1 protein-coding gene is annotated in these 1,065 nt (G+C 46.4%); it reads left to right on the forward strand.

Annotated features, from left to right (window positions below):
* Positions 1-493: 493 nt before the first annotated feature.
* The coding region (locus tag O71_RS21055; RefSeq protein ID WP_192811722.1) for a heparin lyase I family protein at positions 494-1,065 on the forward strand (572 nt) is incomplete at its 3' end.

Consider the following 1,065-nt stretch of genomic DNA (forward strand, 5'->3'; position numbering starts at 1 on the left):
ATCAGGGTCATTTTGAATCATTTATATGTAGGTTTGATAAAATATTTTATAATAAGTGAGTTAAAATAATTCAAATGGAAGTGACGTTGTGACGTAACTTTTCTCTGAAGGTTTCAAATTGAATACACATTTATTTGTAATTAATCCACAATAACTAAGAAATAACTTTTATTTATGGCTAATTAACATCCTGCCATTTTGAAATCAGGATTCTACTCCATTACATTTGCAACAGACGTTTGGATGAAATGTACAATTGTGAAGTAATATTAATTACTCGGTTTTTAATCCTTATGTCTTGAATTTTAACCATATACGTGAGCTTATGATTGGACTTCTAATTGTTAAACTTTATTAAAAATCATAGTTGCTGGGAATATATATTGTGTATTCTGAGATTTAATTTGATAGTGTCAGAGTAGATATTAGTAGCAGCAAGTGTGATTAAAGTGCAAGTTTTAATTTTCAATTTTCAACTTATTAGCCAAACAAGATGAACCTTAAACTTCGTTATTTATTAACACCCGTGCTCCTTGGAGCCATAACAGTATCCTGCGAGCAGAAAGAAAGCGACGCGATCGCTCCAGACGGCTTCACTGCCGAGTCGGTTGGCTCTGCGACCGGGGCTAACCTGATCTACGAGGAGACCTTCGAGGGCAGCAACCCCTTCTCGACCGCCCACAGCGTGGAGGTTGGCTCCTGGGCCCACGCCCTGCAGTACACGAGCCCTGCCTTCCAGGGGGCCAAGGCGGCGCGCTTCGAGCTGCGCGAGTCCGACCCGCTGGTGAAGAGCGGCACGCGCGCCGAGGTGACCATCGTCAAGGGCTCGGAGGGCCACATCACCAAGAACGCCTGGTACTCGTTTGCCGCCTACTTCCCGGCCGACGGCTTTGTCAAGGAGGAGGACACGGACCTGATCAACCAGTGGCACCAGGACGGCGACCCGTCGGCCTCGATCCGCATCAAGAACGACCGCTTCCAGTTCCGGGTGGGCAGCACCAAGGACAACCGGCAGACCATCGACCTGGGTCAGGTGACCAAGGACACCTGGCACGAGTTCGTGCT

Origin of the sequence: Pontibacter sp. BAB1700, assembly GCF_000277005.1 — a bacterium.
Taxonomy (GTDB): Bacteria; Bacteroidota; Bacteroidia; order Cytophagales; family Hymenobacteraceae; genus Pontibacter; species Pontibacter lucknowensis.